Below are 18,958 nucleotides of genomic sequence, written 5' to 3'. Positions count from 1 at the left end.
CCAGGGGGGGCTCGCCTAGAGGCGTCCGGCCAGGGGTGCTCGCCCAAGCGGCCCGCCCAGGCCCCCAAGGCGCACAGGCCTACGCGCTGCCGGCCCAGTTACAGTACAATGGGAGTTTCGCGCGCAACCAATCAGCGCGCAGCAGCAAGCGGTTTTCGCCTTGCCATCCCGGCCATCTTTTGGCCTCATTACTTTTCCGTCCGCCTAGATTGGTGTCTCTCGACTCGAGCGATAGGCTGCCGCTGGAGTTGCCTTCTTGAATACCCAAGTTCCTTTTGCCGCCCTCGGGCTGGCCGAACCCCTTTTGCGTGCCATCGCCGAGACCGGCTATACCGCGCCCACCCCCATCCAGGCCCAGGCCATCCCGCAAGTGCTCAAGGGCGGCGATCTGCTGGCCGCCGCACAGACCGGCACCGGCAAGACCGCCGGCTTTACCCTGCCCATACTTCACCGCCTGCTCGAGACGCCCCTGCGCCAGGCCAGGCCCGGCCGGCCGCGCTGCCTGATCCTGACCCCCACGCGCGAGCTCGCCGCCCAGGTCGAAGAGTCCGTGCGCACCTACGGCAAGCACACGCCCGTACGCTCGATGGTGATGTTCGGCGGCGTCAACATCAATCCCCAGATCTCCGCCCTGCGCAAGCCGATCGACATCCTGGTCGCCACGCCGGGCCGCCTGCTCGACCATGCCCAGCAAAAAACCGTAGACCTTTCGGGCGTAGAGATCCTCGTTCTCGATGAAGCCGATCGCATGCTCGACATGGGCTTCATCCGCGACATTCGCCGCGTGCTGGCTTTGCTGCCCAAGCAGCGGCAGAACCTGCTGTTCTCGGCCACTTTCTCGGACGAGATCCGCGACCTCGCGCGCGGCGTCCTGGACAAACCCGAAGAGATCTCCGTCGCGCGCCGCAACACGGCTTCCGAACTGGTGCGGCAAAGCCTGGTGATGACCGAGCAGGCGCACAAGCGCGACCTGCTCAGCCACATCATCCGCGAAAGCGGCTGGCACCAGGTGCTGGTCTTCACCCGCACCAAGCATGGCGCCAACCGCCTCGCCGAGAAGCTCGTCAAAGACGGCCTGACGGCCGCCGCCATCCATGGCAACAAGAGTCAGGCCGCCCGCACCCGCGCCCTCAGCGGTTTCAAAGAGGGCAAGGTGGCGGTGCTGGTCGCAACCGACATTGCGGCGCGCGGCATCGACATCGACCAACTGCCGCATGTCGTGAACTTCGAATTGCCCAACGTGCCTGAAGACTATGTGCACCGCATCGGCCGCACCGGCCGCGCCGGCAGCGAGGGCTCGGCCCTGTCTCTGGTCGACCGCAGCGAAATCAAGTATTTGAACGCCATCGAGAAACTCATCAAGCGCCCCATCGAGCGCGGCACGATCGAAGGCTGGACACCTCCGCCCGCCAGCGCCGAATCCTTCGCCGACGACGAACGCGATGCGCGTCCGCCGCGACGCGGTGGCGGCCAGGGCCGTCCGCAAGGCCAGGCCCGGCGTCCCGCGCCCGGCGAAGCGGCCCGGCGCGGCGCACGCGGATCGGGCCAAGGCAGGCCTTCCCGCCCGGCCCGTTCGGGCGGCGCCCAGGCCGGAGCACGCCGAGACCCCGCCCGCACCTAAAAATAAAATGTGTCACTGCCCGGCTCCGCCGGGCTTTCCACAACTGTTCTACACCGATGACCATAGCCAACGAAGTCGCCCGCCGACGCACTTTCGCCATCATCTCCCACCCCGACGCGGGCAAGACCACCCTGACCGAAAAGCTGCTGCTGTTCGCAGGCGCCATCCAGATCGCGGGCAGCGTCAAGGCGCGCAAGGCCAGCCGCCACGCCTCGTCCGACTGGATGGAGATCGAAAAGCAGCGGGGCATTTCCGTGGCCTCGTCGGTCATGCAGATGGAATACCGCGACTGCGTCATCAACCTGCTCGACACCCCCGGCCACCAGGACTTCTCCGAAGACACCTACCGCGTGCTCACCGCGGTGGATGCGGCCCTGATGGTGCTGGATGCCGCCAACGGCGTCGAGCCGCAGACCATTCGCCTGCTGCAGGTCTGCCGCGCCCGCAATACCCCCATCATCACCTTCGTCAATAAGTTCGACCGCGAAGTGCAGGAGCCGCTCGACCTGCTTTCCGAAATCGAATCCCACCTGGGCATGGACACCGCGCCCTTGTCCTGGCCCGTGGGCATGGGGCGCTCGTTCGGCGGCGTGTTCGACCTGCGCCGCAACCGCATGCGCGTATTCAAGGCCGGGCAGGAACGGCGCGGCGGCGATGACGAAATGATCGACGGGCTGGACAACCCCGTCATTGCCGAACGATTCGGCGATGCCTTCGCCAAGGCAAGCGAAGAAATCGAACTGATCCAGGAAGCCTCGCCGGCCTTCGACCGCCAGGCTTTCCTCGAGGGCCGGCAGACGCCCGTGTTCTTCGGCTCTGCCATCAACAACTTCGGCGTCCAGGAGGTGCTGGACGCGCTGGTCGATTTCGCGCCGCCCCCCGGCCCGCGCGAGGCCCTGCAGCGCCAGGTCCAGCCCGAAGAAAGCAAGTTCAGCGGCGTGGTGTTCAAGGTGCAGGCCAATATGGACCCGGCCCACCGCGACCGGGTGGCCTTCGTGCGCGTCAGCTCTGGACGCTTCGAACGCGGCATGCGCCTGAAGGTGGCCCGCACCGGCAAGGAAATCCGCCCCAACAACGTTGTTTCCTTCCTGTCGCAGCGCCGCGAGCTGGTGGACGAGGCCTATGCCGGCGACGTCATAGGCATTCCCAACCACGGCGTGCTGCACCTGGGCGACGTGCTGACCGAAGGCGAAGCCCTGCAGTTCACCGGCCTGCCTTTCTTCGCACCCGAACTCTTCCAGGCGGTAGAGGTCAAAGACCCTTTGCGCATCAAGCAGTTGCGCACCGGCCTGACCCAATTGGGCGAAGAAGGCGCCATCCAGGTCTTTCGCCCCGAAGCGGCCGGGGGCGCCCTGCTGCTGGGGGCCGTGGGCCAGCTTCAGTTCGAAGTGGTGGCCCACCGGCTCAAGACCGAGTACGGTGTGGATGCACGCATGATGCCCTCGCGCTACAACATGGCGCGATGGATCACCGCCGACGACCCCAAAGAGCTGCGCAAGTTCATGCAGGCCAACGCCGCCAACATCGCCTATGACGTCGTCGATGCGGTGGCCTTCCTGGCCGGCTCGCCGGCCCAGCTGCGCGTGGCCCAAGAGCTATACCCGGCAATCCAGTTTCATGCCATGCGCGAGCACGGCGGCCAGGTCTTCGCATAAAACGCTTACATTGCGCGAAAAGGCGTTTTGCTAACGTTTTATACTACCCCGGGTAAAGCACACGAAGGACCGCAATGTCTTGGCGTTCAATTTTCGTAGTTCTGGCGTTGGCCGCAGGCGTATCCGTCTGGGGCGGCCTGCGCCTGGGCGAATGGCTGGTAGCGCATGGCCCCGTGGCCACGGCTTCTTCTCATCACGCCCCCCTTGTCACCGTGCCTGTCCTCGATGCCGACGGCAAACCCTATACCGCCCAGCCGCCGCAGCCGCTGGTCGACGGCCGCATGGCCGTGCCCGAAGGCCCACCCCAGATCGCCTGGCAAATTCCCGAATCGTCCCTCGACGAGACCAAGTCCAACCAGGTCATCGCCGTGGCCACCACGTCCATCACCATGGTCGAGGCCCAGCAAATTGCAGCCGGGGGCGGTTCCAGCAACTTTACCGGCATCGCCGACGTCGGCAACCTCATGAGCGGCTTGAACCAGGGAGGCCAGCCGCTGCAGCCCATCGAATCGCCCCAGTCGCCGCCGCCCCAGGTGGCTTCCAGGCCGGTCGGCAATTCGGGCGCCTGGCAGGCCCGCCTGCGGCAAGACCTCCAGGCCTGCGACGCCGAAAGCTTCTTCGACCGGCCCAGCTGCGCCTGGGCGGCGCGCAACCGCTACTGCACGCCCAACAACGCCTGGGGGCGCGTCGCCGACTGCCCGGCCAAGAACTTCTAGACGCCCGGCCTTGGGACGGCCCGGCGGCAAAAAAGGGCCGTTTCCCAAGAAAGCGGCCCTTCTTTATTGTGTCGGCTTGAAACCGGCGGCGCCTTTACGGCGGTTCGGCTTATTCTTCCATTTGCGACTGCAGGTAGTTCTGCAGGCCGACCTTGTCGACGAGCTCGATCTGGGTTTCAAGCCAGTCGATGTGCTCTTCGGTGTCGTCGAGAATATCCTGGAACAGGTCGCGCGACACATAATCGCGCACCGACTCGCAGTAAGCCATCGCTTCGGTGACGGTGCCGTGCGCGGCCGTTTCCAGCTGAAGGTCACAGGACAATATTTCAGGCACGTTCTCGCCGATCAGCAGCTTGTGCAGGTCCTGCAGGTTGGGCAGGCCGTCAAGCATGAAAATGCGCTCGATCAGGCGGTCGGCGTGCTTCATTTCGCCAATGGATTCGTCGTATTCGTGTTTGCCCAGCTTGTTCAGGCCCCAGTGGTTAAGCATGCGCGCATGCAGGAAATACTGGTTGATGGCCGTAAGTTCGTTCTTGAGCTGTTTGTTCAAGTGCTGGATAACGGTGGGGTCGCCCTTCATGAGGTTCTCCTGGAAAGCCCTGCGGCCGCTGATGCGGCGCATTGATTATCGGTATGGCGCTAGCCTAACATGGCGGAGACGATTTATCAGCACGCCGAAACCACAGCCAAAGGGCTGGAAACCCGCATGAATACAAGTGTTTGGCTAAATAGGAATGAGTCCGCTTGTCGCTAGCACTTCATGCACAATGACGGCATCATGCGCTTGAACCCGGCTTGGGTCGGGACAAAGGCCGGTAACAACTTATGACTTGAAGGCGCCTGGGGCCGCTTGGCCAGGCAGATGAGACGAGGAGAAGGGACGGAAAGAAAATTGTGTCTTTTTGTAAATTTATGCGTAGGCGCGACGAACGACGACTTGAACCGTCATGCCGCCCAGAGAGGCGTCGTTGGCGGCTTCTTCGACGACGGCGCCGATGGCCGTGGCCGAAAGGTGCTCGGCATAGCGCCCGCCGGGAAGATACTCGCTGGCGGTTTCGGCGCAACGGCCGCAACACATCGCAACCCCCAGGTCTACCTGGAGATCGTCGAGCGTTTGGGCTCCGTCTTGTACGGCCTTGATGACCTGGCGCTCGGATATAGCGCTACATATACAAATAAACATGAGAATAATTATTATCTAGACATGTGAAAAATGCAATGCCTATTCTTGCTCCTTGGCAAGAAAATTGTAAACAGGCTGCAAAGATTCACTCCACGCTGTCCAGCCGCGCCTTGGCGCGCCTTAGCGAAGCGGGCGGTATGCCAGCCGCCTCGCGGTACTTGGCCACGGTGCGCCGGGCGATCACAACGCCGCGTTCGGCCAGCATGGAGGCAATGAGGTTGTCCGACAGCGGCTTGGCCGCGGGTTCGTCCTGGACCAGATCCTGGATCAGCGAACGCACCGCCGCCGCCGAAGTGGCGTCGCCGTCGTCGCGGCTTACCGCGGTAGTGAAGAAATGCTTCAGCTCGTAGACCCCCCAGGGGGTCTGGGCGTACTTCTGGCGGGTGGCGCGCGACACGGTGGATTCGTGCATCTGCAGCTCTTGGGCAATGTCGCGCAGCACCAGGGGACGCAGCGCCTGCTCGCCCAGCTCGAAGAAGGCCTGCTGATGCGCTATGACCGCGCCCGCAACCCGCAATATGGTGTCGAACCTCTGGTGGATGCTCTTGATCAGCCCATGCGCCTGCTGCAGTTGCGGCTGCAGGCCGTCCGCACCGGCCTGGCGCTGCCTGATGAGGCGTTCGTAATCGGCATTGACCCGCAGGCCCGGCATGACGGCCGGATTGATGAAGGCCTTCCAGCGCCCGCCCGACTTTCGCACGATGACCTCGGGCCTGACGTAGTCGGCGACGTCGTGTGCCCAGCCGCGCCCCGGCTTGGGGTCGAGCCTGAGCAATAACTGCCTGGCATCCCGCAGTACGTCCAGGCTGCATCCGAGCTCGCGGCGCAGCGCCGGCAGATTGCCCGAGGCCAGCAGGGCCAGATGTTCGCGCGCCAGTTCGCCGGCACAGGCCAGCACCTGGGGCGATGCGTCGCATTCCAGGCGCTGCAGCTGCAGCTGCAGGCAGTCGCTGACCGAGGCGGCCGCCACACCCGGCGGATCGAACGACTGCAGCAGCCGCAGCGCCGCCTGCCACTCGCTGCGCTCCACCCCCAGCTCTTCGGGCAGCAGGGCCGCCAGCTCGTCCAGGGGAGTCGTAAGGTAGCCGTTGTCGTCAAGCTCGTCGACAAGCAGTTCGATCAGCACCCGGTCGCGCGAGGTCGCACGGGTAAGCCGCAACTGCTCCATAAGATGCTGGCGCAACGTGGGCGCCGGCGCGGCTTCGGGCCGCTCGTAGTCGTCGTCGCCGTCGCGTGACCGCGGCGCCAGGTCCGAAACTTCGCGAAAACCGTCGTCATCATGCGACGCTGCCGGTTCCGCAGCATCGCCTTCGGTGTCATACTCTTCATCACGTTCGAGCAGCGGATTGTCCAGCAGCGCCTGCGCGACCTCCTGCTCGAGATCCTGCGCCGAGTACTGCAACAGCCGAATGGCCTGCTGCAACTGAGGAGTCAGTGCAAGCTGCTGGTGCTGACGTAGTTGGATCGACTGGCGCGATTGCATAGGTAAAATAAATTGCATGAAACAGACTTCTAGCTCTCTGGCGACCCCGCAAGACACTTCCGTGTTGCGCAGCACGCTGCTCAAGCTTACCGCAACGCAAAAAATCCTGTGCACCGTCGTGGTGGCCGTCGTGGTCATCGTCTGGTATGACCTGCTCAATAGAATGGTCGCCTTCGGAGACGAAATCGACTATTCGGGCCTGCAGGTGCTGGGCGGCGAAGGCATCGCCTTCCTGCAGCGCTACAACCCCTTCTTCTGGTGGGCGCTGGTGGCGCTGTGCACCCTCATCATCGCCTACCTCCTGTTCGGCTTCGTCCAGTCCAGCCGGCAACGGGTGCAGGCCAAGATCGTGGGTGCGGAAACCTTCCAGTCGCTGGTGGCCCAATTGTCCGAACCGGCCCGCGACGTTCTGCGCTGGGCCTGGCAAGATCGCAGCCAGCCCGTTACTGTTGGCGTTTTGCAACGCACGGCCGAAGAACTTCGTTCAGGCAGGGCGGGCAAGATCCTGCTTTCCCGCCTGCAGGCCCAGTTGCTCGACCAGCCGGCAGCCGCCACCGCTTCCCCCTACCACGCTGCCGAAGCAAGCGCTGTCCGGGAACAGGCGCCGCAGCGGCCCAGCCCCGCCCAGCAGGCGCAATCACCCACCTGAAGGCGCCGACGTCAAGGCGTGGGCGCTTGCGCAAGCGCCCAACACTGTTTAGACTATCAAGCATGAAACCCACGAGCGCCATTCTCTCTTCTATCGCCATCGGCAGCCACGCTGCCGATGCGGTGGCTGCTCGCTCCCACGCCGGCGTTAGCCGCGCTCCTCTTCTCGCTCTGGCCCTATCCCTGCTGCTACCGATCGGTTGCCGGGCCTAGCGTCGTGTGGCAGTTCGGCAGCCTGTTCGCCACGCCGATATTTTCCAGTCATCAGTTTGTTACATTCGGCTCTCTAAGCTGAAATCGCCCATCACGAATACGGCGATGCAAACAATGGCTCACACAGAAGAATTCCGTCAATAGGTGCAATATGCTCTCCAAACCTTCCGATAAATATCGTCCGTTTGTTGCGTTCGATCGCGACTACGCCGAGCGCACGTGGCCCAGCAAGCGCATCACCCATCCCCCCATCTGGATGAGTACCGACCTGCGCGATGGCAACCAGTCCCTCATCGAGCCCATGAGCGTCGAGCGCAAGCTGCGCTTCTTCGAACAACTGATCAAGATCGGCTTCAAGGAAATCGAAGTGGGCTTTCCCTCGGCATCCCAGACCGACTTCGACTTCGTTCGCAAGCTGGTCGACGAAAAGCGCATCCCCGACGACGTCACCATTATCGTATTGACCCAATCGCGCGAAGACCTCATCCAGCGCACGGTGGAAGCCGCCGCCGGCGCACACAAGGCCATCGTCCACCTTTACAACGCCTGCGCACCTGCATTCCGCAAGATCGTCTTCAACATGAGCAAGGACGAAGTCCGCGACCTGGCCGTGGGCGGCACCAGGATGGTCAAGCACCATACCTCGCAGCATCCCGAAACGTCGTGGCGCTACGAGTACTCGCCCGAGGTCTTCAGCACTACCGAGCCCGAGTTCGCGCTTCAGGTCTGCAACGCCGTGTGCGAAGCCTGGGGCCCCACCCCGCAATCCAAGATTATTTTCAACCTGCCGGCAACGATCGAGGCCACCACGCCCAATCTGTATGCCGACCAGATCGAATGGATGCACAACAACCTGAAGCAGCGCGACAGCATCGTGCTTAGCGTGCATCCGCACAATGACCGCGGCACCGCCGTCGCCGCGGCCGAGTTCGCCGTCATGGCCGGCGCCGACCGCGTCGAAGGCTGCCTGTTCGGCAACGGCGAGCGCACCGGCAACGTCGATCTTGTCACCCTGGCCCTCAATCTGTATACCCAGGGCATACACCCCGGCCTCGACTTCTCCGATATCGACGAAGTGCGGCGCTGCGTCGAGTACTGCAACCAATTGCCCGTGCACCCGCGCCATCCCTACGCCGGCGACCTGGTCTTCACGGCCTTCTCGGGCTCGCACCAGGACGCCATCAAGAAAGGCTTCGCCCAGCAACAGCCCGACACGCTCTGGGAAGTGCCCTACCTGCCCATCGACCCGGCCGACCTGGGCCGCAGCTACGACGCCGTCATACGCGTCAACAGCCAGTCGGGCAAGGGCGGCGTCTCTTACCTGCTCGAACAAGAGCACGGCCTGGTGTTGCCGCGCCGCCTGCAGATCGAGTTCAGCCGGGCCATTCAGCGGGTATCGGACGAAACCGGCGCCGAAGTCACCTCCGACGCGGTCCACAAGCTGTTCAGCACCGAATATCTTGAACTTGCCGCGCCCTGGAAGCTGGTGCGCCACCGCATCACCGGCACGCCCGAAGCCAAGTCGGGCGAGCAGTTCTCGATCGAGGTCGAACTGCAGCACGAGGGCGAAACCCGCCACCTCACCGGCCAGGGCGACGGTGCCATCTCGGCCTTCGTCGACGCGCTCGACCTCGATGTCCGCATCATGGACTACCATGAGCACGCCATCGGCACCGGCACCGAAACCAAGGCGGCCTGCTATGTAGAAGTACGCGTAGGAGACTCGCCCACGGGCTTCGGCGTGGGCATCAATGCCGACATCGTCACGGCCTCGTTCCAGGCAATTTTGAGCGCGGTCAATCGCCACGCCGTGGCGCACTCCGCGCAAAAAGCGCAGGCCGCAACGATATAAGGCCGGGCACCAGCCCCTAGCCTTCAACTAAACGGGCAGTCGCGCAAGCGGCTGCCCGTTTAGCATGGGTGCCTACCATGACGGGGCGGGCTCCCAGGTTACGTCGGCCTGGTGCTGCTGCGCCAGGCGCAGCATGGCCAGCAGCGGGAACGAGCGCTGGCGGAAACTTACCGGCTGCGAGATGGGATGCTCGCGGTCGTCGTTGTCGTCGTCGCTTTCGACGTGATCAAGCACCGGACCCTCGGCAATGGCCTTTTCGATGCCCGCAATGGCGGCGGGCAATTGCTCATGCGTGATGACGCCACGCTCGGGCAGGGTGTCGGTGTAGGGCTTGCCGGCTGCCTTGAGGATGGGCAGGGCATGCTGCGCGAACATGAGGACTTCGGCGGCGGGCTTTGAATAAAAGACAATCAGCATGTCGGTTTTCCTCAATAGACGAAGTTCTACACTACCCTAACATCCAGAGCCTGCCAAGCTGCAAGATCAAGGTTTATTTCCTTCTGGAATAAACCCATGATTGCCCGTTTCCTGTGCCTCGTCATACTGATGTCGCCCCTGGCGTCAATCCACGCCCAGGGCGTGTGCTCGCCCCCCGCGCTGGGCCATCCCTGCTCGATGGGCGGCGTGGCCACCCTGGGTCCGGCCGAGCCCGGCCTGGGCCTGGGCATCGGCAATCCGGTTCATCTGGCCACCGGCAACAAGCATCAGCACGAAATCGATCTCCCGGCCAATCCGCAAGCACCCCTGCTGCAGGTCGCAAGGCACTACAACTCGCTCGACCCGCGCCACGGCGCCTTCGGCCAGGGCTGGAGCACTTCTTATGACACCCGTGTGTACCATGCCGGCGGCCGCTACCAGATCGTCCAGGCCGACGGCAGCCGCATCGACTTCGGCCGCGCTGGCGAATGGCCGCTGCGTAACGATCAGGGCACATTGCGGGCTGATGGCCCGCACTGGACATGGTCGTGGCCCGACGGCCGCAGCCTGCGCTTCGATGCGCAGGGGCAACTGATACGCATCGCCGCGCCGGGCGCAAGGCCAGGCGCCGGTGCCCACCCAGCGCCCCAATTTGCCGGCCCCGACACGCACGCCGGCATATCCTCACAACGCGCGCCCGCAGCACTCGACACGGCTCACGTCATCGACATTGTCCGTCACGCACAAGCCGGCCCTCTGCGGGGACGCATCGCCCACATCACGGCCAGCAACGGCCGCCACACCGTCGCCACGCTCCGGTTTCATCATCAAATCCACGCGGGCCGCGCCTATGTCAGCGCCATCGACACACCCCTGGGCCGCTTCGACTATCGATACGAGCCGTCGCCACAGGCAGGGGGCGCGGCGGCACTCCTGCGCCTGGCGGCCGTGCGCCGCCCCGACGGCTACGAGCGGCATTATCTGCACGAGGCCGACCGGCAGTCAGGCATGCCGCATCTTCTCACCGGCGTCGCACTGGCGCCGCCCGATGGCCCCCGGCTGCGCACCCACAGTTGGGCTTATGACGCCCAGGGCCGGGCCATCGCCTCGGAACAGCATCATCCGGCACAGGGCGCCTATGCCTTGCGTATCTCGTACGAGCGGCCCGCGTCCGCCGGCCAAAAGGGGCTTACCGTGGTCGAAGGCGCGGACGGACGCCAGACGCGGCTTGAATTCGGCTTGCATGCGGGGCGGCATCGCCTGCTTCAGGTATCGGGGGCGCCTTGCCCGGGCTGTGCGGCGCCGGGCAGCGCGGCAGGTTATGACGAGCAGGGCCGCCTGCAATGGCTGAACGGCAGCCGCATCGTGCGCAATGCCTCAGGCACCATGCAGCGCCTGGTCCCCGACGCCCCGGGCTGGCCCGGCCTGTACTTCGATTTCGATGCGCAGGGACGGCGCAAAGCCTGGCATGCGGCAGGCAGTGGCACTGAAGAAGCCCGCTTCGACAGCCTTGGCCGGCCGGCCTTGCGGCGTTTCGCCAACGGCGATGAATGGCTCTACCACTATGATGAACATGGACGGCCGATACGGGTCACGGCGCGCAATCGCCGGGCCACGCTGCTTACTCGCCTGACATGGCAGGGCAACAGACTGGCCGCCGTGCGCCACCCGCAAGAAAACGAATGGCTGCGCTACGACGCCCACGGCCGCCTGGCCGAGCGGCGCGTGCAACGCCCGCTTTCCCCGGCGGCGGCCACACGCCGGGCCTATGTCGAGCGCTTCGAATACGACGGGTATCATCGGCTTGCGGCCCATCATCTGCCCGAAGGCGGCGCCTTGCTGTATGACTGGAGCCCGCAGGGGCGGCTGATGCGCCTCGAGTGGGTGGATGACGGCGGCCGGCGGCAAGAAGTCATTCGCGCCTGGCCCGACCAGGCCGGCTACCGCTACGGCAACGGGCTGGGGCTGGCCCTGCATTTCGAGCGGGGCAGCGTACAGGCGCTGACCCTCTACGATGGCAATGCGGTGGTGTGGGACCATTTTCGCGCCGCGGACCCGCAGGGCCGGCCAGTGCGCGAAGCCGACCGCTTTGCCTCCACCCCCCATCATGCCATCGACTGGCGCTATGCCTACGACAGCCAGTCCCGCCTGGCCGCAGCAAGCAGCTCGTCGGCCAACGGCCCCTCCGACCGTTGGCACGCCTGGCATGCCGACGGCTCTCTTGCCGCCCTGCGGCTCGATGGCGAAACCATGCACCCCCACATCGTGCGCGATGCCAGCGGGCTGCCCCGAAAAGTGGACGGATTCGAACTGCGCTACGGCCCGCAGCGCCGCCTGGAGCAATTGTGGCGCGGCGGAGACCTTGTCGAGCGTTATCGGCACAATGCCTTCGGCCATCGCATCGAGGCTGAAAGCCCCGCCGAGCATGTGCAGTACTTCTACCTGGGCAACCGCCTCGTCGCCGAATCGCGCCAGCCCCGCATCCACGGGTCGCAGCCCGACGGCCGGCTCGTCACCCGGCGCTACATCCACGCAGGCGACGTCATCGTCGGCATCATCGACTATACGCGCGAAGCGCCTTCGGGCACCCTGTATGCCGTCCATGCCGATCTGCTCGGCATGCCGCGCCTGGTAACCGATGTCCGGCGGCGCATACGCTGGCTGGCCCGCCACACGCCCTTCGGGGCGGCCCGCCGGGTGGCGGGTGACCTGGACCTCAGGCTGAGGCTGCCCGGCCAGCTTGCCGACGCGGCCTCGGGCTGGCACGACAACCTGCTGCGCACCTACCACCCGGGCCTGGGGCAATACCTGGAGCCCGATCCCCTGGGGCCACTGCCCGGCACGCAGGCGCTGGGCTATGCGGGCCAGCAGCCGCGTCGCTACGTCGACCCCCTTGGCCTGCTGCTGTTCGCCTTCGACGGCACGCGCCAGAATGCGCAGAACCGCAGCAACGTCTGGCTCTTCGGCCAGCAATACCAGGACGGCCCCGTGTTCTATCACTCGGGGCCCGGCAACCCTTATTACCTCGACATGGACGCCCTGGCCGCCCACTCGGCCCCCCAGGCCGTGGAAACGCAGTGGCAGCACCTGCTCAACGCCCTGCATGGCGCCACGCCGCGGGCCGACCAGATCATGCCCATCGACATCATCGGCTATTCGCGCGGCGCAGCGCTGGCCCGGCACTTCGGCAACCTGATCGAGCAGCACGTGGACCAGGGCCTGTTCTCCTATGCCGATCCGTTGCGGGGCCAGATAAGCGCCTGCGTCGACCTGCGCTTCATGGGCCTGTTCGACACCGTCGCCCAGTTCGGCCTGGGCGGGGCCTTGAATACGCTGTACGACTTCAGCATCTCGGCCGCCTGGGGCTGGGTGGCCCACGCGGTGGCGCTGCACGAGCGGCGCTGGCTGTTTCCCCTGCTCGCCGCCACGGGCGACATCGCCGACAATGTCGTCGAAGCTCCGTTTGTCGGGGCCCATGCAAATATCGGCGGCGGGGTGCCGCTTGGCGAAAAATCGTCGGCCCAGGCCCATGGCGACCTGTCCGACGTCGCGCTGAACTGGATGCTTTGGCAGGCGCGCGCCGCTTCGGTGCCCCTTTCACGGCTGGCCGCCGAACGGGCGACGGTCAGCGAGCCCGTTCTGCACGACTCGCGCCCGGCCCCGGTGCGCAGCGTGCAGGAAGGCGACAGGCGGGTCGACGGGCCCGACGGCCGCAAGCAGCTCGATTACCAGGACGACCACCACCGCCTGGGCCGGGCCCAGCGCCAGGCCACCGAAGCGCTGATAAACCGCTACGACGACTGGCGGCGCAGCGGCTCGAGCGAGGTCGGCACGGTCGACCTGGACGCCTATGCCCGCTGGCTCTATGATGAACTGGGATGGCGGGCCGAACCCCTGCTATGATTTAACTCTTTATATTCAATGGGCCGTTGCGCTTCCTGCGCGCCGGGCCGCCTTTTACGGGGCGGCGCCGCGGTCGCCTATATCTCGAACCTTCTATGCTTCCTGGGCAACAACAGCAACTTATCTCCCTCATTCGCGCCGCGATCGAGCCTATCGTTCCCGACGCTTCACCCGCCATCGTGCTCGAACGGCCCAAGGTCGCCAGCCATGGCGATGTGGCAAGCAACGTCGCCATGCAGCTGGCCAAGGCCGCCCGCCGCAACCCGCGCGAGCTGGCCGAGCAGATTTCACAAGCCCTGATGGCCCAGCCGGGCGCGGCCGGCCTTATCGCGTCGGCCGAAGTCGCCGGGCCGGGCTTCATCAACCTGCGCCTTACCGCCGCGGCCCACCAGGCGGTGCTCGACGCCATCCAGAAAGAAGGCGAACGCTTCGGCATGCAGCCGGCCCGCAACGAAAAGATGCTGGTCGAGTTCGTCTCGGCCAACCCCACCGGCCCTTTGCATGTGGGACATGCGCGCCAGGCCGCCCTGGGCGATTCGCTTTGCCGCCTGCTGGCCGCGCAAGGCTATGACGTCACCCGCGAGTTCTACTACAACGACGCCGGCAACCAGATCGACAACCTGGCGATCAGCGTGCAGGCACGGGCCAAGGGCATCTTGCCCGACGCCCCCGAATTTCCCGCCGATGGCTACAAGGGCGACTACATCCTGGACATCGCCCGCGACTTCGCGGCCAAGGCCACCGTGCAGGCCGCCGACGGCGACTCGGTCACGGCCACGGGCGATATCGACAGCCTCGACGACATACGCCGCTTTGCCGTGGCCTATTTGCGCCGCGAGCAAGACCTCGATCTGCAGGCCTTCGGCCTGAAGTTCGATAATTTCTATCTTGAAAGCTCGCTGTATTCGAGCGGGCGGGTCGAAGAAACCGTGCAGGCCCTTACCCAGGCCGGCCATACCTACGAACAGGAAGGCGCCCTGTGGCTGCGCACCACCGAACTGGGCACGGGCGACGACAAAGACCGCGTCATGCGCAAGTCTGAAGGCGGCTACACCTATTTCGTGCCCGACGTCGCCTATCATGTGGCCAAGTGGCAGCGGGGCTTCCATCATGCCGTCAATATCCAGGGCAGCGACCACCACGGCACCATTGCACGCGTGCGTGCCGGCCTGCAGGGCCTGAACCTGGGCATACCCAAAGACTTCCCTGCGTACATCCTGCACAAGATGGTCAAGGTCGTGCGCAACGGCGCCGAGGTCAAGATCTCCAAGCGGGCCGGCAGCTATGTCACCATGCGCGACCTCATCGACTGGGTGGGCCAGGACGCCGTGCGCTTCTTCCTGGCGCAGCGGCGCGCCGACTCAGAGTTCGTCTTCGACATCGACCTGGCCCTGTCCAAAAGCGAAGAAAACCCGGTTTACTATATTCAGTATGCGCACGCGCGCATCTGCTCCATGCTGGCCCAGTCTCCCGAAGCTCAAGGCCGCATCGACCAGGCCGATGCCACGCGCCTGACCGCGCCCACCGAAATATCCCTGCTGCAGCGTCTGGCCGAGTACCCCGCCGTCATTGCACAGGCGGCCCATGAACTGGCGCCGCATCACGTGGCGTTCTGGCTGCGCGACTGCGCGTCTGATTTCCACACCTGGTACAACTCCGAGCGGGTGCTGGTCGACGACGAGGCGCTCAAGCTGGCGCGCCTGCGCCTGGCCCGGGCCACGCGGCAGGTATTGGCCGGCGGGCTGCAACTACTCGGGGTTTCGGCTCCTGAAAGGATGTAATCGCTGATATGGCACGTCGCAAATCATCCGGCTCGAAATCCGGCGGCAGCACGCTCTTCGGCCTGCTGGCCGGCCTGATCATCGGCCTCGCCGCCGCGGCGGCGGTCGCATACTTCGTCACCCAGGTTCCCATGCCTTTCGTCGACAAGGCCAGCCGCGACCCCGCCAACATCCTCTTGCCCGACGTGCGCGACGCACCCGACCCCAACCTGGGGCTTTACGGCCAGGGCGGGGGCGCCGGCAGCCCGGCCAACGGGCCCACCGTCACGCCGCCCACGCCGCTGCCGGGCACTGCGCCCAACCAGGCGCGCGGCTCCATGTCGGACGAGATCGGCGCCCTGCTCGAAACCCTTAGCGAGGCCCCTCCCGGCACGCCGCGCCAGCCGCCGCCTCCCGCTCAGGCGCAGAGCCAAAAGGCGCCTTCGGCGGCCGACATCGCGGCCACGACGCAAACCACCTACTATCTGCAGGCCGGCGCGTTCCGCTCGGGCAGCGATGCCGATGCCGTGAAGGCGCAAATCCTCATGATGGGCCTGCCGGTGCAGGTGCAGCAGGCGCAGGTAAACGGCTCCACCATCCATCGTGTGCGCGTCGGCCCGTTCAAGGGCATAGACGAAATGAACCGCTCGCGGGTGCGGCTGGGCGAAGCCAAGATAGAATCGACCGTCGTGCGCCCTTGACGCCGGTTTGAACTTGACGCCCGTTTCCCGGTCTCAATGCTCACTTAGTTCAGGATAACCATACATGTCGCTCAAAACATTCTTCTCCCGTGCCCTGGCTGCCACCACCCTGGGCGCCGCCGTCTTCATGGCCCCGGCCGCCTTGGCGCAATCGGCGTCCCACACCCTTGTCGACCCGGCCCAGCCCTCCGACACGGCGGGCAAGACCGAAGTACTCGAGTTCTTCGCCTATAGCTGCCCACACTGCGCGGCCATGGAGCCCCTGGTCGAGAAATGGGCCAAGACGCTGCCCGAAGACACGGTGCTCAAGCGCGTGCCGGTGGCCTTCAACGCCAGCATGGCCGATCTGCAAAAGCTGTACTACTCGCTTGAAAGCCTGGGCCGCCTCGACCTGCACCCGGCGGTCTTCAAGGCCATACACCAGGAACGCAAGCGCATCTACACTCAAGACGCGATCATCGACTGGGTGGCCGAGCAGGGCGTGGACAAGGCCAAGTTCGAATCCGTGTTCAAGTCGTTCGGGGTTCAGACGAAAATCGCCCGAGCCAATGAGCTGACCGAAACCTACGGCGTGCAGGGTACGCCCAGCCTGGCGGTAGGCGGCAAATACCTGGTGTCGCCTTCCATGACCGGCAGCTACCAGGGCACCATCGACGAGGCGCAGCGCCTGCTGGAAAGCCTGAAGAAGTAATCTGCGCCGCCCGCGCTTGCGCTGCGGGCGACCAGGGGCGGCCAGGCCAATGGCCTATTGGCGGGCCGCCTGAAATGCCTGGTCAAGGTCGGCCATGAGGTCTTGCGGGGCTTCCAGGCCGATATGCAGGCGCACAACCGAGCGGTCGGCACCGCCATCTTGCCAGTAGCCATGCACAGCCAGGGCCGAGGGCTCTACCAGCTGTGTCAGGCTTTCAAAGCCTCCCCACGAATACCCGATGCTGAAGAGCTGCAGGCTGTCGACGAAGCGGCGCGCCTGGGCTTCGTTCAGGGCCAGTTCGACGGCCAGCATGCCGTTCGAGCCCTGGCAGTCGCGCTTCCACAGGGCGTGGCCCGAGTCGTCGGGAAAGGCCGGGTGGAACAGGCGCAAGGTTTCTGGACGCGCGGCCAGGTAGCGGCATATCTCGAGCGCGTTGGCGGCATGCTGGCGCATGCGCAGCGGCAGGGTGCGCACGCCGCGCAGGGCCAGCCAGGCGTCGTCGGCGCTGATCGAATAGCCCATGGCATAGTGGGTTTCGTTGATGCGGCGGACCAGATCGGGATCCTTGGCCATGACGGCCCCCAGCATCAGGTCGGAGTGGCCGCCTATGTACTTGGTGCCCGCCACGACCGAGACGTCGGCCCCCAGGTGCAGGGGCTTGTACACATAGCCCGCGCCCCAGGTGTTGTCGTCGACCAGCACCAGGCCATGCTTGCGCGCAAATTCGGACAATGCGGGGATATCGAGCATTTCGAACAGCAGCGAACCCGGCGACTCGATATACAGCATGCGCGTGTTGAGCCGCAGCTGGGCCTCGAGCGCCTGGGGTTCGGCGCGGCAATAGCTGACCTCGATGCCCAGCCTGCCCAGGACGGTCTTGTCGAGGTAGCGCACCGGGCCATAGACGCAATCGGCCACCAGCACGTGGTCGCCGGTGTTCAGCAGGGCCAGGAAAGCCAGCGTAATGGCCGAGAGGCCCGAAGGGGCCAGGAAGGCGCGCTGGGCGCCCTCGAGATCGCAGAACACCTGCTCAAGCGCCGCATGGGTGTCCATGCCGGCCCGCCCATAGGTGGCCGCGCGCTCGCCGCGCGATTTTTCGGCAATGGCCTGGTCAAGCGCCTGCATATTGGCGAAGCGCACGGTGCTGGTCCGCATGGACGGCAGCGCCACCGGAGCTGACTGTGTTTTGGGATTAAACTCGGCAATGCCCGAGTGCAACAACAGGGTGTCGATGTGCGACGGAGTGCTGGCCATGATTTTCAATGTGTTTGCTCTGTACGCCTAAAGCTACCACATAATCACGCCTTTCCATGCTCACCTACCAGATCGTCCTTTCCTTCTTCGGCATCGCCGTCCTGCTGGCCCTTGCTCCCGGACCGGACAATCTCTTCGTGCTGATGCAGGCCGCCCTTTGGGGCAAGGCGGCGGGCATGGTCGTGGTGCTGGGCCTGTGCACGGGCCTGATCGGACACACTGTGGCGGTCGCCGTCGGCCTGGCGGCCATCTTCGCCACCTCGGAAACGGCCTTCATGGTGCTGAAGCTGGCGGGCGCGGCCTACCTGCTGTACCTGGCCTGGGGCGCGTTCAGGGCGCCGGCCATGGCGGCCGCCGACGCCGGCAAGGCGCCACGCCTGCCCCACGGCACGCTGTACCGGCGCGGCATCATCATGAACCTGACCAACCCCAAGGTATCGCTGTTCTTCCTGGCCTTCCTGCCGCAGTTCACCTCGCCCGCCCGGGGCTCGGTGGCACTGCAGACGGTGAGCCTGGGCGCGCTGTTCATGCTGGCCACGCTGCTGGTGTTCGGCGCCATCGCCTTCTTCTCGGGCGCCTTCGGGCAGATGCTGCAAAAGTCGGCCCGCGCGCAGCTGTGGCTGAACCGCATCGCCGGGACGGTGTTCGTGGGCCTGGCGATGCGGTTGGTGTTCTCTCAGCGCTGAGCGGTGTTCATGCGGCGCTGCGCTGTGTCGTAGGAGTGACGGAGTTTGTTCTAAACCCGTTCCTGCGCTGCGGGGTATGTCTGTTCCGGGCGGAGCCGGTCGGCCCTTCGGGCCCGCCTGTCCGCATCCTCCGGGCCTTCGCCCTCCGTTCTGCGGCGCCTGGCTCGACCGCCAA

At 65.2% G+C, this 18,958-nt stretch carries 15 protein-coding genes; 10 read left to right on the top strand and 5 right to left on the bottom strand.

Going from position 1 to position 18,958, the window contains the following annotated elements; all coding sequences use genetic code 11:
• The first annotated feature begins 256 nt into the window (after positions 1-256).
• From C7440_RS16440 to C7440_RS16430, 3 genes are all read left to right on the top strand, one after another.
• Positions 257-1,621, top strand: a complete 1,365-nt coding sequence (locus C7440_RS16440) for a DEAD/DEAH box helicase (RefSeq protein ID WP_017525664.1) — start codon at positions 257-259, stop codon at positions 1,619-1,621.
• A gap of 56 nt (positions 1,622-1,677) precedes the next feature.
• The gene (locus C7440_RS16435) at positions 1,678-3,276 is read left to right on the top strand and encodes a peptide chain release factor 3 (RefSeq protein WP_017525665.1); all 1,599 of its coding nucleotides are present in this window, start codon (positions 1,678-1,680) and stop codon (positions 3,274-3,276) included.
• A 74-nt stretch (positions 3,277-3,350) separates the two neighbouring features.
• On the top strand, positions 3,351-3,992 hold the full coding sequence (locus C7440_RS16430) for a hypothetical protein (protein WP_017525666.1): 642 nt from the start codon (positions 3,351-3,353) through the stop codon (positions 3,990-3,992).
• 109 nt (positions 3,993-4,101) lie between these two features.
• Here the strand turns inward: C7440_RS16430 and bfr are convergent, their stop codons facing one another.
• The 3 genes from bfr to rpoN all read right to left on the bottom strand — a co-directional run bounded on the left by bfr (position 4,102) and on the right by rpoN (position 6,676).
• Complete coding sequence (gene bfr, locus C7440_RS16425) at positions 4,102-4,572, bottom strand: bacterioferritin (protein WP_017525667.1); 471 nt, start codon at positions 4,570-4,572, stop codon at positions 4,102-4,104.
• A gap of 330 nt (positions 4,573-4,902) precedes the next feature.
• The gene (locus C7440_RS16420) at positions 4,903-5,175 is read right to left on the bottom strand and encodes a (2Fe-2S)-binding protein (protein WP_017525668.1); all 273 of its coding nucleotides are present in this window, start codon (positions 5,173-5,175) and stop codon (positions 4,903-4,905) included.
• An 85-nt stretch (positions 5,176-5,260) separates the two neighbouring features.
• Positions 5,261-6,676, bottom strand: coding sequence for an RNA polymerase factor sigma-54 (gene rpoN / locus C7440_RS16415; RefSeq protein WP_165832627.1), 1,416 nt, complete (start codon positions 6,674-6,676; stop codon positions 5,261-5,263).
• Here rpoN and C7440_RS16410 point away from each other — a divergent pair.
• Both C7440_RS16410 and leuA read left to right on the top strand, forming a co-directional pair.
• A complete protein-coding gene (locus C7440_RS16410) occupies positions 6,675-7,307 on the top strand; it encodes a hypothetical protein (protein ID WP_165832626.1) in 633 nt (210 codons plus the stop codon). The two genes, rpoN and C7440_RS16410, sit on opposite strands and share 2 nt — an antisense overlap.
• 363 nt (positions 7,308-7,670) lie before the next feature.
• Positions 7,671-9,371: a 2-isopropylmalate synthase gene (gene leuA / locus C7440_RS16405; RefSeq protein ID WP_116519270.1), complete on the top strand. Its 1,701-nt coding sequence runs from the start codon at positions 7,671-7,673 to the stop codon at positions 9,369-9,371.
• Positions 9,372-9,443: 72 nt separating this feature from the next.
• Here leuA and C7440_RS16400 read toward each other — a convergent pair whose 3' ends face one another.
• The gene (locus C7440_RS16400; protein ID WP_017525672.1) at positions 9,444-9,788 is read right to left on the bottom strand and encodes a DUF1840 domain-containing protein; all 345 of its coding nucleotides are present in this window, start codon (positions 9,786-9,788) and stop codon (positions 9,444-9,446) included.
• 96 nt (positions 9,789-9,884) lie between these two features.
• On the opposite strand from C7440_RS16400, the gene C7440_RS16395 reads away from it, so the two are divergent.
• From C7440_RS16395 to C7440_RS16380, 4 genes are all read left to right on the top strand, one after another.
• The gene (locus C7440_RS16395; protein ID WP_116519269.1) at positions 9,885-13,691 is read left to right on the top strand and encodes a DUF6531 domain-containing protein; all 3,807 of its coding nucleotides are present in this window, start codon (positions 9,885-9,887) and stop codon (positions 13,689-13,691) included.
• 95 nt (positions 13,692-13,786) lie between these two features.
• A complete protein-coding gene (argS, locus tag C7440_RS16390; RefSeq protein WP_116519268.1) occupies positions 13,787-15,472 on the top strand; it encodes an arginine--tRNA ligase in 1,686 nt (561 codons plus the stop codon).
• Positions 15,473-15,480: 8 nt separating this feature from the next.
• The gene (locus C7440_RS16385; RefSeq protein WP_116519267.1) at positions 15,481-16,152 is read left to right on the top strand and encodes an SPOR domain-containing protein; all 672 of its coding nucleotides are present in this window, start codon (positions 15,481-15,483) and stop codon (positions 16,150-16,152) included.
• Positions 16,153-16,216: 64 nt separating this feature from the next.
• Entirely contained in the window at positions 16,217-16,843 is a 627-nt protein-coding gene (locus C7440_RS16380) for a thiol:disulfide interchange protein DsbA/DsbL (protein WP_017525675.1), read from the top strand.
• 54 nt (positions 16,844-16,897) lie between these two features.
• Here C7440_RS16380 and C7440_RS16375 read toward each other — a convergent pair whose 3' ends face one another.
• Positions 16,898-18,097: a trans-sulfuration enzyme family protein gene (locus C7440_RS16375; RefSeq protein ID WP_116519266.1), complete on the bottom strand. Its 1,200-nt coding sequence runs from the start codon at positions 18,095-18,097 to the stop codon at positions 16,898-16,900.
• 56 nt (positions 18,098-18,153) lie between these two features.
• Here C7440_RS16375 and C7440_RS16370 point away from each other — a divergent pair, with 56 nt between their 5' ends.
• Positions 18,154-18,783 carry a LysE family translocator gene (locus tag C7440_RS16370; protein WP_116519265.1) on the top strand — a complete coding sequence of 210 codons (630 nt, stop codon included), beginning with the start codon at positions 18,154-18,156 and terminating at the stop codon, positions 18,781-18,783.
• Positions 18,784-18,958 lie beyond the last annotated feature (175 nt).

This window comes from Pusillimonas noertemannii, from assembly GCF_003096595.1.
Taxonomy (GTDB): Bacteria; Pseudomonadota; Gammaproteobacteria; order Burkholderiales; family Burkholderiaceae_B; genus Pusillimonas; species Pusillimonas noertemannii.
Note: the sequence above shows the minus strand (reverse complement) of the source record. Positions and strands in the feature narration are given on the sequence as shown.

What these genes read in the sequence shown, in the direction of transcription:
- bfr (WP_017525667.1), bottom strand. Translation starts at nt 4,572, where the DNA reads ATGAAGGGCGACCCCACCGTTATCCAGCACTTGAACAAACAGCTCAAG.
- C7440_RS16410 (WP_165832626.1), top strand. Translation starts at nt 6,675, where the DNA reads ATGAAACAGACTTCTAGCTCTCTGGCGACCCCGCAAGACACTTCCGTG.
- C7440_RS16380 (WP_017525675.1), top strand. Translation starts at nt 16,217, where the DNA reads ATGTCGCTCAAAACATTCTTCTCCCGTGCCCTGGCTGCCACCACCCTG.
- C7440_RS16400 (WP_017525672.1), bottom strand. Translation starts at nt 9,788, where the DNA reads ATGCTGATTGTCTTTTATTCAAAGCCCGCCGCCGAAGTCCTCATGTTC.
- argS (WP_116519268.1), top strand. Translation starts at nt 13,787, where the DNA reads ATGCTTCCTGGGCAACAACAGCAACTTATCTCCCTCATTCGCGCCGCG.
- C7440_RS16395 (WP_116519269.1), top strand. Translation starts at nt 9,885, where the DNA reads ATGATTGCCCGTTTCCTGTGCCTCGTCATACTGATGTCGCCCCTGGCG.
- C7440_RS16435 (WP_017525665.1), top strand. Translation starts at nt 1,678, where the DNA reads ATGACCATAGCCAACGAAGTCGCCCGCCGACGCACTTTCGCCATCATC.
- C7440_RS16385 (WP_116519267.1), top strand. Translation starts at nt 15,481, where the DNA reads ATGGCACGTCGCAAATCATCCGGCTCGAAATCCGGCGGCAGCACGCTC.
- C7440_RS16420 (WP_017525668.1), bottom strand. Translation starts at nt 5,175, where the DNA reads ATGTTTATTTGTATATGTAGCGCTATATCCGAGCGCCAGGTCATCAAG.
- leuA (WP_116519270.1), top strand. Translation starts at nt 7,671, where the DNA reads ATGCTCTCCAAACCTTCCGATAAATATCGTCCGTTTGTTGCGTTCGAT.
- C7440_RS16370 (WP_116519265.1), top strand. Translation starts at nt 18,154, where the DNA reads ATGCTCACCTACCAGATCGTCCTTTCCTTCTTCGGCATCGCCGTCCTG.
- rpoN (WP_165832627.1), bottom strand. Translation starts at nt 6,676, where the DNA reads ATGCAATTTATTTTACCTATGCAATCGCGCCAGTCGATCCAACTACGT.
- C7440_RS16375 (WP_116519266.1), bottom strand. Translation starts at nt 18,097, where the DNA reads ATGGCCAGCACTCCGTCGCACATCGACACCCTGTTGTTGCACTCGGGC.
- C7440_RS16430 (WP_017525666.1), top strand. Translation starts at nt 3,351, where the DNA reads ATGTCTTGGCGTTCAATTTTCGTAGTTCTGGCGTTGGCCGCAGGCGTA.